Annotated in this window: 13 protein-coding genes; 3 read left to right on the plus strand and 10 right to left on the minus strand. The window is 49.9% G+C overall.

The features are described from left to right. Nucleotides 1-82: 82 nt before the first annotated feature. The 5 genes from M1L66_RS27790 to M1L66_RS27810 all read right to left on the minus strand — a co-directional run bounded on the left by M1L66_RS27790 (nt 83) and on the right by M1L66_RS27810 (nt 4,896). A complete protein-coding gene (locus M1L66_RS27790) occupies nt 83-310 on the minus strand; it encodes a hypothetical protein (protein WP_187019972.1) in 228 nt (75 codons plus the stop codon). Between the two features lie 308 nt (nt 311-618). Next, nucleotides 619-1,344, minus strand: a complete 726-nt coding sequence (locus M1L66_RS27795; RefSeq protein WP_002604609.1) for a C40 family peptidase — start codon at nt 1,342-1,344, stop codon at nt 619-621. Between the two features lie 136 nt (nt 1,345-1,480). Then, nucleotides 1,481-2,176, minus strand: coding sequence for a C40 family peptidase (locus M1L66_RS27800; protein ID WP_187019975.1), 696 nt, complete (start codon nt 2,174-2,176; stop codon nt 1,481-1,483). Nucleotides 2,177-2,384: 208 nt separating this feature from the next. After that, complete coding sequence (locus M1L66_RS27805) at nt 2,385-2,858, minus strand: DUF1700 domain-containing protein (protein ID WP_002604611.1); 474 nt, start codon at nt 2,856-2,858, stop codon at nt 2,385-2,387. A 100-nt stretch (nt 2,859-2,958) separates the two neighbouring features. Beyond that, nucleotides 2,959-4,896, minus strand: coding sequence for a fructose-1,6-bisphosphatase (locus M1L66_RS27810; RefSeq protein ID WP_187019977.1), 1,938 nt, complete (start codon nt 4,894-4,896; stop codon nt 2,959-2,961). A gap of 281 nt (nt 4,897-5,177) precedes the next feature. Here M1L66_RS27810 and M1L66_RS27815 point away from each other — a divergent pair, with 281 nt between their 5' ends. From M1L66_RS27815 to M1L66_RS27825, 3 genes are read left to right on the plus strand one after another with little or no spacing between them, the layout of a single operon-like run. Then, nucleotides 5,178-5,984, plus strand: coding sequence for an MBL fold metallo-hydrolase (locus M1L66_RS27815; protein ID WP_434688957.1), 807 nt, complete (start codon nt 5,178-5,180; stop codon nt 5,982-5,984). Between the two features lie 53 nt (nt 5,985-6,037). After that, the gene (locus tag M1L66_RS27820; RefSeq protein WP_187019980.1) at nt 6,038-7,216 is read left to right on the plus strand and encodes a M23 family metallopeptidase; all 1,179 of its coding nucleotides are present in this window, start codon (nt 6,038-6,040) and stop codon (nt 7,214-7,216) included. 47 nt (nt 7,217-7,263) lie between these two features. After that, nucleotides 7,264-8,160: a helix-turn-helix domain-containing protein gene (locus M1L66_RS27825; RefSeq protein WP_243270187.1), complete on the plus strand. Its 897-nt coding sequence runs from the start codon at nt 7,264-7,266 to the stop codon at nt 8,158-8,160. A 33-nt stretch (nt 8,161-8,193) separates the two neighbouring features. Here M1L66_RS27825 and M1L66_RS27830 read toward each other — a convergent pair whose 3' ends face one another. From M1L66_RS27830 to ilvB, 5 genes are all read right to left on the minus strand, one after another. Next, nucleotides 8,194-9,381, minus strand: coding sequence for an iron-containing alcohol dehydrogenase (locus M1L66_RS27830; RefSeq protein ID WP_434688958.1), 1,188 nt, complete (start codon nt 9,379-9,381; stop codon nt 8,194-8,196). Nucleotides 9,382-9,731: 350 nt separating this feature from the next. Next, nucleotides 9,732-10,979, minus strand: coding sequence for a DUF1015 domain-containing protein (locus M1L66_RS27835; RefSeq protein ID WP_434688959.1), 1,248 nt, complete (start codon nt 10,977-10,979; stop codon nt 9,732-9,734). Nucleotides 10,980-11,071: 92 nt separating this feature from the next. Next, entirely contained in the window at nt 11,072-12,235 is a 1,164-nt protein-coding gene (locus M1L66_RS27840; protein WP_187019985.1) for a phosphoglycerate dehydrogenase, read from the minus strand. Between the two features lie 19 nt (nt 12,236-12,254). Then, nucleotides 12,255-13,340 (minus strand): 3-phosphoserine/phosphohydroxythreonine transaminase, encoded by a 1,086-nt coding sequence (serC, locus tag M1L66_RS27845; protein WP_002604619.1) that lies wholly within the window; start codon nt 13,338-13,340, stop codon nt 12,255-12,257. A gap of 27 nt (nt 13,341-13,367) precedes the next feature. Further along, nucleotides 13,368-15,047, minus strand: coding sequence for a biosynthetic-type acetolactate synthase large subunit (gene ilvB / locus M1L66_RS27850; protein WP_002604620.1), 1,680 nt, complete (start codon nt 15,045-15,047; stop codon nt 13,368-13,370). Nucleotides 15,048-15,065 lie beyond the last annotated feature (18 nt).

Below are 15,065 nucleotides of genomic sequence, written 5' to 3' on the forward strand. Positions count from 1 at the left end.
ATGCTTTCGCATCGTTTCCCTGTGCTTTTCGACGAAATCATGAACTTATTGGCAAGTCCTTATTTTCGTACCACCAGACAGATTAATAGTCAGACTTATTCTGGCTGTTATTCTGGTTGTTGTTGCGGCTGCTGTTCTGGCTGTTGTTCTGGCTGTTGTTGCGGCTGCTGTTCTGGCTGTTGTTCTTGTTGCTGTTCTGGCTGTTGTTCTGGCTGTTATTCTTGTTGCTGTTCTGGCTGTTGTTCTGATTGCTGTTCTTGGAAGAATTGCTGCAATCGTTGTAGTTATCATTGTAGTTGTTATTAGACATCTTATGATACCTCCTGTCGGATTTTTTGTTACACGGTTAGTATGGCTGATTCCTCAAATATTATACAAAAAATTATAAAAAATAACTTTGCTTTTTTCATCTGCCTATATTATAATTAGAGTGAGGAATTAGATTTCCTCATCCTTATTAATTATTTATACTCCCCTCAGAAGAGTCCGGATAGCTCCCCTATCCGGGCTCTTCCTTTTTTGACCATATTTTTAATCCCGACGGACGCAAAAGACTCCCGGCAGCCAGTGCCGGGAGTCTTATATCCCTTATCGAAAATCCAGTTATCCGCTTGTCCATTATTCGCCAATGACATTGACAATCTTGACGGGAGTCCGGTAATTCCACTGAGAAATCTTGATTCCCGTTTTATAGGTGGAGGAGTGTACGATCTGTCCATTGCCGATATACATGGCTACGTGATTGATCGATCTTCCGTTCCCGTAAAAAATCAGATCACCGGGCTTCATCTGGTCAGAACTCACAGCTACTCCCTGGGAAGCCTGTCCGCCTGAAGAACGGTTTAAAGAAATACCTGCCGCATGCTGCATGATGTATCTTGTAAATCCGGAACAATCCACTCCGGTATGAGGATCACTGCCGCCATAGGCGTAACGTCCGCCCACAAACTGCAGTGCGTAATTGACAACACTCTGTCTGAACTCCGCAGGAGCATCGTATGCTGCTTCCAGTGCGGCGATCGTCGCCTCGTCGGTCTGGGTAACTGTTGCGTTTCCGTCGACCGGAAGATAACCGTATGTATCCTTAACCTTCACTTTCACGAATCCGTCACCCATGTCTTCCACGACCTGGAATGATGATCCCCTGGAAGCTGCCATCAATACTTCCTGGCCGCTCTCATCCGTGCTGATATTCACGGTCTCTGCTTCAACTGTTGCGATATAATTACCTGAACTGAGTCCTGGTCCGGAAACTTCATCCGCTTTGGCATCTGCCGGATTTGCAAGTACGATTGCTCCACAGAAAGCCAAAAGGCTTAATGTTTTCCATGTATTCTTTATCATTGGGACATTGCTCCTGTTTTTTACTTTTTCGTTCTAATTATTACGTAATTGTTAAAATCATTACGTTTATTATACATTTACCTTGCTTTTCAGTCAAGTATTATTTCATTCCGATAACATTCCATTATTTTCCATATCAATTCAGCACTCTGACTACCTTGACAGGCGTCCGGTACGTCGCGTTGGATATCTTGATTCCCGTCCGTTCCGTGGAGGCATGTACAATCTGTCCGTTGCCGATATACATAGCCACATGATTGATATAGCCCTTGCCGCCGTAGAAAATCAAATCACCCGGTTTAATGTCGCTGTAGCTGACGCTGCGTCCCTCTCCCGACTGTGCTCTGGAGCTGTGGCTCAAGGAAACGCCTGCCGCGTGCTGCATGATATATCTTGTGAATCCGGAACAGTCGGCTCCGGTATTCGGGTCCGTCCCGCCATATACGTAACGGTTTCCAACAAACTGAAGCGCATAATTCACCACATCCTGACGCAGCTTCACGCTTTCATCCACTTTTTCCTTTGTCTTCTCGATCAGGGTCGCCCGATTGCTCGGTATGTACCCCTCGCCTTCCGCAGTGCTGATCTTTACCCAGCCGCCTTCTGCCGGTGCGGCAACTTCATAAGTCTGCCCCCGTAAGACTTTTGTAACTGCCTCTCCGCCCGCGTTCTTTGCCTTCCGTACCACGACGTCCGGCGCATCTATCTTCGCATACAGTGTTGTACTTGTTTCCACTTCGATCTCTGCCGCTTTTACGGTAACCGGTGAATGCCAGGCCAGAACCGCATAGAGGCCGATGACCCCCAGCACTTTCCAAGTTTTGTTCCACATGTTTTTCCAACTCCTGATTCTTACGTTTTTATTTCGTTTGTTTATCATTATGTAATATGTTACATAAATGTTACAAAAATTAGTATACTCTACTCATCGTCATATGTCAAGCAAAAATCAGGCAAAAACGGCAGCTATACCGAAAACACCGGTATAACTGCCGTTACACTTTTGTAATATTTATAATCTGTTTTTAATAATTTTCTTTTTACCGCCTGGGGCCCCGGATTAACCAGACCACCAGAAGAATCAGAAGAAGCGGTCCCATGAGAGGTATCAGAAGACTGAATAAACCGGTCACAATACTTGCGACTATGAAGAAGAACAGCACTGTCACAACCACAGCCAGAAGCTTCCAATACCACTTGTTCAAATCGACAAAGTGGAAATGGCGGCCCGGTCCGGCCTCTTCCTCATATACCGTCTGGCCCTCGTTCCGGTACGTATCATACGCAGACTGGTAGCTTCCGCCCTCTCTGGCATTCTCCGTGGCCTCCATGATCGTCTTAGCGATCAGCCTCGGATCTCCGATCGCACCGGTCACTTCGTCTTCCGTCTGGCCGCCCGCCGTCTCCGTTCTGATATAATCGTCGTAGTATCTTATATTTTCCTCAATCACATTTCCAGGCACTTCGCCGGTCAGCGTGTCCCGCAAACGCTGTAAAAACTCCTGTCTGCTCATTGAAGCCTCCTTCAGTAAAGTAACTGACCTTTCCTAGTATACCATTTCCCCCAGGCTACGTAAAGGAATCTTCTGTAAATTAATTATTAAAATTTCATAATTATTCTACTTTTTCCTTTAATATGCCTTCTCTGTAAGCGCCTACCAGTTCCTTCAGATCCGCAATGCGCCCAGCCAGCTCCACTCCCTTGTCCGTGTCCGCCACCATGACCCGCTTATGCATATTCTCCACAATGGATACCCGGGGCGTGCTCTCTTTTTCCGGGTCAAAGGGCTTGTGCTCGGCCAGGGCCAGGTGATTGGAATTATAAATCAGGGTATACCCGGCGATTCCGGTCCTGGACTGGTACGCCTTCGACAGGCCTCCGTCAATGATGAAAAGCTTCCCTCCCGCCTTTACAGGAGACTCTCCCTCCTTGATTTTAACGGGCACGTGGCCGTTGATAATATGGGAACCCGACTTTGGAAGCCCAAACTCCTCCAGGATCCGGTCACACGTCTCTTCCTTAACGCTGAGCCGGTAATACGGATTCATCGGTTCTTTGTGAGTGGCGGGGTCCTCGATAAAATAGTGTTCGAAGGTCGTCATCTTGCCTTTTCCGTAAACCGGTGACTTAGCCCCGCACCACAGATACCACATGAAGTCCATGGCATCTTCCTTTTCCGGCGATTCCTCCGCCATGAAATACGCGTTCTGCACCTTCCGGTCCACATAGTCCATCAGCGCCTGTCCTGAATAGGAAATGCCGCCCACCACGATCTCGTCGAAGCTTCCATCCTCCTTCATCGGGATACAGCCATGGTAAAGCAGATTGGAATTATAGCATTTGTAAAGACTTCCATGAGAATAGAGGAAACGGATATGCTTATGCAAAAGCTCATTGTGTTTAAATGACAGCTGAAGCGTATGAAGAAGGTCTTCCTCCTCTGCCGTTAATCGGAGCGGATCCTTAGGGTCCACCGTTGGAAATGACAGATCCAGCATCGGATATTCCCTTCCCTCCAGCACCACCACACCCCGATCGAAATCAACAGCCTCCAGAAGTCTCCTGTCATCCATCTCATACTCCGGATGGCGCCCGATAATCTGGCCCTGCACCTTGAACTGAATGATGGCGATGGCCTTGTGCATCTTGGCCGCCAGACCCGGATCCACCGCATCGTAGATATTCTCATCCAGGATCTGCGGGACAAAGCGCTCGCACGGATCATTGTGGTAAACCCTGGCCGCGAACATGGACAGCGGACGGAGATTGATTCCGTAGCCGTCTTCCAGCACATCGAAGCTGTTGTAGCTGATCGCAATACGCAGCACATTGCAGATGCAGGCCAGGTTGCCGGTTGCCGCTCCCATCCAGGAAATATCATGGTTTCCCCACTGGATATCCACATCATGGAACTGCATCAGCTCTTTCATAATAATATCCGCCCTGGGGCCTCTGTCAAAAATATCGCCGATAATATGCAGACTGTCGATCGTCAGATTCTGAATCAGTTCACACAGCGCGATAATAAATTTATCTCCGACCCGGATGTCGATAATCGAACGGATAATCTCGCTGTAGTATACCCGTTTATTGTCGTCATTATAATCCACATGAAGAAGTTCATCGATCACATAGGCAAATTCCGGCGGCATTTTCTTTCTCACCTTGGAACGGGTGTATTTGGAAGAAACCACCTTGCAGATCTGAACCAGACGGTATATGGCAACTCTCTGCCAGTCGTCCGTAGCCAGACCCTTCAACTGCATCTGGCTCACCACCCGCTCGGGATAGTAGATCATGTTAGCCAGTTCCACCTCTTCTTTTTCCGGAATAATATGTCCGAATGTCTCCGTGATCTTTTCCCGGATAATACCGGAAGCGCTGCGGAGCAGATGGATAAATGCCTCATACTCTCCGTGCAGGTCACTGAAAAAGTACTCGGTTCCCTTTGGAAGCCCCTGAATCGCCGTTAAGTTAATGATCTCGCTGGAGGCCGCCTTGATCGTCGGATACTCCCGCGACATCAGCTTCAAGTAAGCTAAGTCTCTCATAATCCTCTCTCCTCACCCATCATGCCGCTGCCTGAGTCCATGCAGACCGTCCCTCCTTTCCCTTTCCATACCATGCAGCCGCATCTCTAATAAAGTAATAGTAACACAAAATATGGCCTTTTGAAAGCCCCATACTGCCCCGCGGGACTTGCAGATTTTTTTAAGTTGTAGTAACATACTTACAGAGGGGCGTAAGGCCCCGGAGCAGGGAATCTTGCCGCATATGGCATTCAATACACAGGACAGCCCAGATCCGGCTGTCTGTAATCAGGAGGCAGAAAGTGGAACAGTTATATGTATTCGGAACCGGTCACGCCGCTGTGACACGGTGTTATAATACGTGCTTTGCCATAGAAAAGAACGGGGAATTTTTCATGACGGACGCAGGCGGCGGCAACGGCATTCTGAGAGTTCTCCAGGACATGGATGTGAATATGGCCCACATCCACCATATCTTCGTCACACACAGCCACACAGACCACATACTGGGAATCGTCTGGATGGTACGTTTCATCGGCACGAAGATTTTAAACGGCTCCTATGAGGGGAAGCTGCATTTATACAGCCACAAGGACTTATTGCCGGCCATCGAGACCCTGTGCCGTCTGACGCTTCAGGAAAAGCTGTGCCGCCTCATCGGGGACCGCATCGTACTGATTCCCGTCTCTGACGGAGAACAGCGGCAGATACTGGGCATGGACGTCACCTTCTACGACATCCACTCCACCAAGGCAAAACAGTTCGGCTTTACCGCCATACTCTCAGACGGGCAGAAACTCACCTGCTGCGGGGATGAGCCATTGAATACGCTCTGCGCCCCCTATGTGGAAAACAGCACCTGGCTGCTTCATGAGGCCTTCTGCCTGTATGAAGACAGGGACCGTTTTAAACCGTATGAAAAGCACCACAGCACCGCCAGAGACGCGGCCGAAACCGCCAGAGACATGAACGCGGAAAATATCGTGCTGTGGCACACCGAGGACACGGATCTGGAACATCGCAGGGAACGGTATACGGCAGAAGCGGAAGCACTGTTCCATGGCGGTATCTTTGTGCCGCGTGACGGGGATATCATCCCTCTTTCATAAAATTTCATATTCTCTCCACTCTCCGCATAGGATGAGATGGAGGAGATTTTCTTATGAAAACATGGAAAGAACGAATTGCAGAATCGCCAGAAACTCTGCACCATATTATTATTTACATAGAGGTCATCGTACTGACACTCCTTTTAGTATCCCTTTTTCTGATCACCCCAGGCGGAAAATTCTCTTTTCCGGCGTCGAACCAGGACGGAAAAGCCACCTCCTCCGAGGCGAAGAAGTATATCAAGTGGGTAGACTTTAAGGTAACGGCCAAGGCCATGCAGGAGGCGTTCCGGTACGATGTCAACACCTGCCAGTCCAGCCCCCATCTAAACTGGGTGGATCTGCTCTCCTATTTAGGGACACGGTACGGCGGAGATTTTTCCAAATACTCCACCAAGGACTTAGATACGCTGGCAGAACAGCTCTTATCCGGTAAAACGCTGGAGGAGCTGACCGCAAATATGAAGTATTACACATATTACCGCCAGGCCTACGGCGCCGTTTTAGACGGTCTCGTCGGTCAGTACGACATTCAGATCGCCGCGGAAAATGCGCCCTTATTCGCCACTCCGGCGGTCAACTCCGACGGGACCACGGACCCGGACCGCGTATGGGTCACAAAATATGGTTTAAAAGCGTTTTCTCCCATCGCCAAGGGATTTCCTTATCAGGATTACGACGACTTCGGTGTCTCCCGTTCCTACGGCTACAAGCGCCAGCATCTGGGTCACGATATGATGGGTCAGGTCGGTACTCCCGTGATCGCCGTGGAATCGGGATATGTGGAGGCCATCGGTTGGAACCAGTACGGCGGCTGGAGACTCGGTATCCGCAGCTTTGACGGAAAGCGGTACTACTATTACGCGCATTTACGGAAAAACTATCCCTATCATAAATCCCTCAAGCAGGGAAGTATTATCACAGCCGGCGATGTCATCGGCTATCTGGGAAGGACCGGTTACAGCCGGACGGAGAACACCAACAATATCGATGAGGCGCACCTGCATTTCGGCCTTCAGCTTATTTTTGATGAGTCTCAGAAAGAAGGAAACAACGAGATCTGGGTGGATTGCTACGAACTCACGAAGTTCCTGTCCATGAACCGCTCAGAGACGCTTAAGAATCAGGAAACCAAAGAGTACGACCGCATTTACGACATGAAGGACCCGGATATTCCGAACAACTTTGTGCCCCACGCCCCTTTGCCGGAGGAACAGCATATTCCCGATTAGCTAAAAAAGGGGCTGCATCCACACATACAGAAAAAGGGGATACAGTCATGAATCCAGTCAAAACCGGAGCATTGATCAGAGAACAGCGAATTGTAAATCATTTAACGGAACAGGAGCTGGCCGAAAAGGCCGGAATCTCTGTGGAATTACTGGAGTCGTACGAACAAGGTACGGCTCTTTTCCGTGCCTCTGTCTTAAAGAGGCTGACCGGGCCGCTGGGCCTGTCCCTGATGGAACTGATGTATGGAAAGAGGCTCACTGCCATACGCAGTTCTCATCTTCATACGATCCGCATGGACCTTATTCGGACCGCCTATGATTATAAAGAGTATTACTGGATTATCGACGGCAAGGCGATTGTCACTTATCTGGACGAGTGGGTGCATGCAGGCGGCTGTCCCGATTTAGAGCCCTTCGGTTCTCTCACCGGACTCCTTCCGGCCTGGACCGGCGAACTGATATGGAAGGCGGACAACCGTTTCATCTGGGAAATGATCGACTCGCCGGAAACGCTCAATGTACCGATTCTGGTCTGTGAAGACGACTGCGATCTAAGCTGCATCGTCATCCTGGCCAGAATACGAAAAACAGAAAATCTCGTCTTCTGGGAAAAGCTGGGACGTCTGACTCATGAGAACGAAGACTTCAATCTGGAAAAACGTTCCGGAATCCTTTGCCTGGAGGCATATACGGATGAAGACTGGGAACAGTACGGCGATAATATCGCCTGTGAGCCGTGTGACAGCGCAGAATACCGGCAGTGGATTTCCTCACACTGGGATGAGGAACTGATTCGAAGAAGACGCAACTATACGAAGCCCTACATGCAAAACGAGGCTCATATCCAGTGGATCGCAGAACCTGGCTGGTGTTTTGAAAGGGCTGCATATGACCGCATGGTGGAGGCATTCCGGGATGTATATAAGGCAGGCGGAAAGCGCTGATTTGCTGCGTTTACCGTCTGCCTTATTTCACCCCTAAAGTGCCATTCGATAGATATCCATCATCTCATGCTTCCCCAACTCTCTGATTCCCGGAAGCACCCGTCTGCCAAAGTTCGTACACTTTTCAGCCATCTCGTCAAAGTCCTCTTCCTTCACGTCGGCTTCCAGTTCCGTCAGCCGAACCGGCATATTCAGGCTCTTAAAATAATCCTCCATCCGCTGAATGCCATCCAGCGCAGTCTTTAGCGGGTTCTCGAAATTCATCTCCACCTCCCAGACACGGACAGCCAGCTGGGCGAACCGCATGGGATCGTCACCGCAGACGTATCTGGCCCAGGAACAGAAGAGCGCGGAAAGACCAGCGCCGTGAGCCACCTCCGGATATTTCCCCGACAGCTCATGTTCCAGCTGATGAACCGTCATCATGACCTCCCGTCCCAATCCGGTTAAATCATTATGGGAAAGACTTCCCGCCCACATCAGGGTCGCTCTCGCCTCATAATCTTCAGGGTTTAAGTCCGCTGCGGTTCCTGCCTCTATGACGGCCTTCATAAGCCCCTCTGCGATACGGTCTGTCAGCGCCGTATCCTTTGTAGTGCCGCCTAAATACCGTTCCAGCGTATGCATCAGAATATCCACAGTCCCGCATCCGGTCTGGAATCTGTTCACCGTAAAGGTCAGCTCCGGATTGCAGACAGCAAAAAGCGGCCGATGGGTCGGACAGTTAAAGCCTCGTTTCAGACCATTCTCTTCATTGGTGATCACGCAGGACTGGCTCGTCTCACTTCCCGAGGCGGACAGCGTCAGAATATTACCGTGGGGAAGTGCCTTCGGAGGAACGGCTTCCTTCATAAAGTATTTCCATGGGTCAATCTCCGGATTCGGTGTCCCATCTGCAATACACTTTGCGGAGTCGATCACACTGCCGCCTCCTACCGCCAGGATAAAGTCCACGTTCTCACGGCGGCAGATCTCCATGCCTTCCAGCGCCTTAGACAGCGTCGGATTCGCCTGCACACCGCCAAAGAGTATGAATTCAATTCCTGCTTCTTCCAAAGATGCCGTCACCTGATCCAAAAGGCCGCTTCGCTTCACGCTGCCGCCGCCATAGTGGATCATAACCTTTCGGAAACCGTACTCTCTGATGATTTCTCCTGCACGCTTCTGCGTGTCCCTGCCGAAAATCACTTTTGTGGGGACACAGTATTCAAAATTATTCATAGCTTTCCCTCCCGCGGCTTGACTTTACGTCAGTGGGGGATACCGATTTCTCCCCGCCCGCCAGCGCCGGCAATGACATAAAATCAACCAGTTCCATATTTACATTGCAATCAAAAGAATACCATAAAATATCTCCAATCTCTGAACAGCTTATTGAAAGTATATTTACAGTATTCCCGATATTTATCGATGTTTCTATTTTACCATATACAGTTGTATTTTTCAATCGTCAAAATGTTTTATTTTTTGTGCAGGCGTAAACATTGTTACTGTATTTAATCGTACTAAATCAGCAATTAATCAAAAAAAGAGCAGGAAAGTTTTCACACTTTCTGCTCTTTCTGCTTACTCTACCTCCTGCGCAGCAGATGTATAAACAACCCGCTCCGCAGCTTCGGTTCAAACCACGTGGACTTTGGCGGCATCAACAGGCCCGCATCGGCCACATGGAACAGCTCTTCGATCGAGGTCGGATACATGGAAAACGCTACTGTCATATCCTCTCTGCACCTTTTTTCCAGCTCCGAAATCCCCCGGATTCCGCCGATAAAATCAATTCTCTGATCGACTCTCGGATCACCGATTGAAAGAACCGGGCCCAGCAGGTGATCCTGGAGAACGGAGACGTCCAGCCCCTTCACCGGGTCGCTGTCAAGTAAACGCTCCACCGCTGTGAGACGGTACCATTTTCCACATAAATGCATTCCAAAGGTTCCTTTTTCCACAGGCGCAAAGCCTTCTGTCCCCATAGAGTCCACTAAAAAGCCGGCTTCTTCCACACGGGTTAAGAATTCTTCCTCCGTCATGCCGTTTAAATCCTTCACTACGCGGTTGTAGGGCATGATCATCAGCTGGTCATCAGGGAATAAGACTGACAGGAAATAGTTAAACGGCTCCTTTCCCGTATAGTCCGGATTCTCTTCTCGCCGCTTCAAACCAACTGAAACCGCGGAAGCCGCGCGGTGATGGCCGTCCGCGATATACGTGGCCGGAATTTCCGCAAATGCCTCTTCCACCGTCTGGATGGAATCCGCATTGTCGATCTCCCACACACGGTGACGGATCCCGTCCTCTGCGGTAAAGTCATACAGAGGCTCTGTACCCGTCTTTAAATTCACCACTTTATTGATCATCGGGTTGGAACGGTACGCCAGGAAGATCGGGCCGGTCTGCGCGTCGGTAGTATCCACGTGCCGGATTCGGTCCAGTTCCTTCTCTTCACGGGTATTCTCGTGTTTTTTTACCACTCCATTCACGTAATCATCGATGGAGGAACACGCCACGATTCCCGTCTGCTTTCTTCCATCCATGGTAAGCTCGTAGATATAATAGGCCGCCAGAGGATCCTGCACGAAAGTCCCGTCTGCGATCCAGCTCTCAAGCATCTCCTTTGCCTTATGGTAGACGCGGTCGTCATACATGTCCATGTCGTCCGGGAACTGGGTTTCCGGCCTGTCAATATTTAAAAATGATTTCGGATTGGCGGAGGTTACTACCTTCGCCTCCTTCCGGTTATACACGTCATAAGGGAGTGCGGCCACACGGGCAGCATACCTTTTATCCGGTCTCACACACGGAAATGGTTTTACTACAGCCATTTTTTCTCCTTTTCTTCTATGAGCACTTTAGCGTCCAAACGGGCCATGGATCCTTCCATGCCCCGTCCGAACTGCTGCATTTAATTGCTTCATTACTTAATTACACGTACCCGCAAAACGCCCTTAATTGCATTAAGCTTCTGAATCGTCACTGCATCCGGTGTGGACTCCAGATCCAGTAAGGTGTACGCGTATTTATCACGGCTCTTGTTGGTCATATCGGAAATGTTGACATTTCCGGCCGCGAGAGTTCCGGTTACCTGGCCAATCATGTTCGGGATATTCAAATGCATAACCGCAACACGGCTTGCCATCTGGCACACGCCCATATCACACGCCGGGAAATTAACGGAGTTGCGGATATTGCCGTTGTCTATGTAATCCACGATCTCCTCAACTGCCATTCTTGCACAGTTGTCCTCGGATTCCTCTGTGGACGCTCCAAGATGCGGAATCACGATGGCGCCTTCCATATTGACAGACTTTGTGTTCGGGAAATCCGTTACGTAGCATTTTACCTTCCTGGCCTTTAACGCTTCCGCCATGTCATCCTCATTCACCAGCACGTCGCGGGAGAAGTTTAAGATCACCACGCCGTTCTTCATCTGGGCTATGGATTCACTCTTAATCATTCCTCTGGTGCTGTCTAACAGCGGCACATGGATGGTGATATAATCGCATTCGCGGTAAATTGTCTCCACGGAGGTGATATGCCTGACATTTCTGGAAAGCATCCACGCCGCATTGACCGAGATAAACGGGTCGTATCCGTAGACCTCCATACCGAGGGATGCAGCCGCGTTGGCCACCTCCGCGCCGATCGCTCCCAGTCCGATGACACCCAGTTTCTTTCCCTTGATCTCGCATCCGGCAAATGCCTTCTTGGCCTTTTCCACGGATTTGGCGATATTTTCGTCTTCTTTATTATCCTTTACCCAGTTGATCCCGCCTACCACGTCACGGGAGGCCAGCATCAGTCCGGCAATTACCAGTTCCTTTACGCCGTTGGCATTGGCTCCCGGAGTATTAAATACCACAATTCCTTTGTCCGCACACGCATCCAGCGGAATATTATTGACTCCGGCACCTGCACGGGCTACGGCAAGCAGATCATCAGGAAGCTCCATCTCATGCATGGAGGCGCTTCTTACCAGCACGCCGGAGGCCTCTTTCATATTCTCGGTTAACTCATACTCTTCATTTAACAAAGCCGTTCCTTTGCTGGAAATGGCATTCAGGCAATATATCTTCTTCATATTCGCGTCTCTCCCTTTCCTATTTACCATTTCTGGCTTCAAAATCCTTCATAAAGGCAACCAGCGTTTCCACGCCTTCCATCGGCATAGCATTGTAGATGCTTGCACGCATGCCGCCTACGGATCTGTGGCCCTTTAAGTTCTCGAGGCCCGCCGCCTTTGCTTCCTTTACAAACAGAGCGTCTAAATCGGCGTCTCCGGTTACAAACGGCACATTCATTAAGGAGCGGTCTTTCTTCTCTACCGTGCCCCTAAACATCTTGCTGTTATCCAGGAAATCGTACAGAAGATTCGCCTTTTTCTCATTGTACTCCTTCATCGCTGCCAGGCCGCCGCGGTTCTTTAACCATTTGAAGACCTTGCCGCAGATGTAGATGCCGTATGCCGGCGGAGTATTGTATAAGGACGCCGCGTCCGCATGGGTCTTGTAGCGCAGCATGGTTGGTGTTCCGGGAAGGACGTCTTCCGTGATCAAATCCTCACGGATAATGGCGATCACCACACCAGCCGGTCCTACGTTCTTCTGGGCACCGCCGAAGAGCAGACCGTATTTTTCCACGTCAACAGGTTCTGATAAGAAACAGGAGGAGATATCAGCTACCAGTGTTTTTCCTTTTGTATTCGGCAGCGTTTTGTACTTTGTACCATAGATCGTGTTGTTTTCACAGATATAAACGTAATCCGCATCCTCAGATATCGGCAGATCGGAAACATCCGGGATATAACTGAAGGTCTTGTCGGCACTTGATGCAACGGCGTTCGCCTTTCCATAAAGCTGTGCCTCCTGATACGCCTTCTTAGCCCACTGTCCCGTGATGATGTAATCGCCGACACGGTTCTTCATTAAGTTCATCGGAACCATGGCAAACTGCTGGGAAGCGCCGCCCTGTAAGAACAGCACCCTGTAGTTGTCCGGAATGCCCATTAAATCCCTTAAATCGGCTTCCGCCTCATTGATAATGGTTTCGAACATCTTGGAACGGTGGCTCATCTCCATAACTGACATGCCGCAGCCCCTGTAATCCATCATCTCGTCGGCCGCTTCCTTTAAGACTTCTTCCGGCAGTACTGCCGGTCCTGCGGAAAAATTGTACACTCTGCTCATATCTCTTTCCTCCTCTTTGATAGGGTTCTAAATCTTCAGATCATTTTCGTCGAACGCATCCTGAATTGGCGCTCCCGGAGAAACCATCGGGAATACCTTATCATCACAATGGATCTGACAATCTATAACAACAGGAATGTTAAGCCCGATGGCTTCCTTAAGAACCGGCATGAACTCATCCTTGCTGGTTACCCGATAGGCCTTCGCCCCCATTCCTTCTGCTACCTTAACAAAATCAACCGCATCATTTAATACTGTATGGGAATATCTCTTTCCATAGAACAAGGTCTGCCACTGACGTACCATTCCAAGCACATGATTATTTAATACCACCTGAATAACCGGGATATTATAGCGTGTCGCAGTTGCGATCTCGTTCATATTCATACGGAAGCAGCCGTCGCCGGCGATATTGATAACAACCTTGTCTTTGCATCCCATCTTCGCGCCCAGCGCGGCACCAAGGCCGTAGCCCATGGTTCCAAGGCCCCCTGATGTGACAAAGGTTCTGGGATGTTTGTATTTGTAGAACTGGGCGGCCCACATCTGGTGCTGGCCTACCTCGGTCGTGATGACCGCATCGCCCTGGGTCAGTTCGTAGATCTGTTCCACCACATAAGGACCGGTTAAGAGGTTCTTGTCGTAGCGGAGCGGATACATATCCTTCATACGGTCGATATGAGCCAGCCACTCGTCATGGTTGACCGGATCGAGCCGTGCGTTTAACTTCTTGAGAATCGTTTTGACATCTCCGATCACGCTGGCGTACGTCTTCACATTCTTGTCGATCTCAGCCGGATCCACGTCAAACTGGAGAATCTTCGCATTCGGCGCAAATTTGGCCGCATTGCCCGTCACACGGTCGCTGAAACGCGCTCCCACTACGATCAGCAAGTCGCATTCCGTGATTCCGAAATTGGAGGTCTTTGTCCCGTGCATCCCTACCATACCGGTATAGAGCTCGTCGGTTCCGTCAAACGCGCCTTTTCCCATGAGACTGTCTGCCACCGGGGCCTGAATCTTATGGGCGAAGGACTTAAGCTCATCCGCCGCGTCCGCAATCACCGCGCCGCCGCCGGCAAAGATGAACGGCTTTTTCGCATTGCGGATTAAGTACAGCGCCTTTTCCATGTCTTCTTCAGTGATTGTCGAATTCTGGCGCTCGATCGGCTCCGGAGCCTTGTATTCGTAATCACAGGAATTGGCGGTAACGTCCTTGGTGATATCGATTAACACAGGGCCAGGTCTTCCGGTCTGTGCAATCGTGAAGGCACGCCTTATGGTATCCGCCAGCTTCGTTATATCCTTGACAATAAAATTATATTTCGTAATCGGCATGGTAATGCCCGCAATATCGATTTCCTGGAAACTGTCACGGCCGAGAAGGCTGACAGCCACGTTGCAGGTGATCGCCACAACCGGGATGGAATCCATACACGCGGTCGCAATTCCCGTTACCAGGTTGGTAGCGCCAGGTCCTGATGTCGCCATGCAGACGCCCACTTTGCCGGTAGCTCTCGCATAGCCGTCAGCTGCGTGAGCCGCGCCCTGCTCGTGAGAGGTCAGGATATGGGTAATTTCATCCTGGTGTTTATAAAGTGCATCGTAAATATTGAGAATCGTTCCTCCCGGATATCCGAATACCGTGTCTACACCCTGTTCTTTCAGGCACTCAATTACGATTTCTGCTCCTGTCAATTTATTCATACGCCTTACTCCCTTTCT

The sequence above is a fragment of the Hungatella sp. SB206 genome (genome assembly GCF_051132295.1).
Taxonomy (GTDB): domain Bacteria; phylum Bacillota; class Clostridia; order Lachnospirales; family Lachnospiraceae; genus Hungatella; species Hungatella effluvii.

Bases quoted from the DNA above. Each gene is read 5' to 3' on its own strand.
- M1L66_RS27790 (WP_187019972.1), bottom strand. From the start codon at position 310: ATGTCTAATAACAACTACAATGATAACTACAACGATTGCAGCAATTCT.
- M1L66_RS27795 (WP_002604609.1), bottom strand. From the start codon at position 1,344: ATGATAAAGAATACATGGAAAACATTAAGCCTTTTGGCTTTCTGTGGA.
- M1L66_RS27800 (WP_187019975.1), bottom strand. From the start codon at position 2,176: ATGTGGAACAAAACTTGGAAAGTGCTGGGGGTCATCGGCCTCTATGCG.
- M1L66_RS27805 (WP_002604611.1), bottom strand. From the start codon at position 2,858: ATGAGCAGACAGGAGTTTTTACAGCGTTTGCGGGACACGCTGACCGGC.
- M1L66_RS27810 (WP_187019977.1), bottom strand. From the start codon at position 4,896: ATGAGAGACTTAGCTTACTTGAAGCTGATGTCGCGGGAGTATCCGACG.
- M1L66_RS27820 (WP_187019980.1), top strand. From the start codon at position 6,038: ATGAAAACATGGAAAGAACGAATTGCAGAATCGCCAGAAACTCTGCAC.
- M1L66_RS27825 (WP_243270187.1), top strand. From the start codon at position 7,264: ATGAATCCAGTCAAAACCGGAGCATTGATCAGAGAACAGCGAATTGTA.
- M1L66_RS27830 (WP_434688958.1), bottom strand. From the start codon at position 9,381: ATGAATAATTTTGAATACTGTGTCCCCACAAAAGTGATTTTCGGCAGG.
- M1L66_RS27835 (WP_434688959.1), bottom strand. From the start codon at position 10,979: ATGGCTGTAGTAAAACCATTTCCGTGTGTGAGACCGGATAAAAGGTAT.
- M1L66_RS27840 (WP_187019985.1), bottom strand. From the start codon at position 12,235: ATGAAGAAGATATATTGCCTGAATGCCATTTCCAGCAAAGGAACGGCT.
- serC (WP_002604619.1), bottom strand. From the start codon at position 13,340: ATGAGCAGAGTGTACAATTTTTCCGCAGGACCGGCAGTACTGCCGGAA.
- ilvB (WP_002604620.1), bottom strand. From the start codon at position 15,047: ATGAATAAATTGACAGGAGCAGAAATCGTAATTGAGTGCCTGAAAGAA.